General features: G+C 39.4%; 1 protein-coding gene. It reads left to right on the top strand.

Annotation, left to right across the window (positions count from 1 at the left end):
- Positions 1 to 13 precede the first annotated feature (13 nt).
- Positions 14 to 376, top strand: a 363-nt coding sequence (locus tag AWT60_RS18425) for a T7SS effector LXG polymorphic toxin (protein WP_218677604.1), incomplete at its 3' end; no start/stop codon positions are given.

Raw genomic sequence — 376 nt, 5'->3', positions numbered from 1 at the left:
ACTAACAAGTGCCATGGACACAAGGGCAAAACACTACCAGGAACTCCGCGAACAAATGGTAGATTTAAAAAAGGCATTACAAGGTGTGGCCAATCTCGGTGATGATTTCACTGGGAAAGGTGCAGATAATATTAAAAGTTTCTATAAAGAGCTTGCTGGAAATGTAGACATGTTTATCAGCTTCATTGATAAACAAAAAGCCTTTCATGAAGGTGTTTCTGGGACACTGGATGATACGAGCTTTGGCGGCGATACCTTTGTAGAAGAACACTTTTTAGATAACGCAGTACATATGGGCATCAAGAATGCCAAAAGCATTGTGAAGGATCAAAAAAAGGCACTCAAAACGATTTTTCAAGACATTGATGACCTCATT

It is taken from the genome of Bacillus sp. F2HM (genome assembly GCF_019266135.1).
In the GTDB taxonomy this organism is placed as follows: Bacteria; Bacillota; Bacilli; order Bacillales; family Bacillaceae; genus Bacillus; species Bacillus safensis.
Note: the sequence above shows the minus strand (reverse complement) of the source record. Positions and strands in the feature narration are given on the sequence as shown.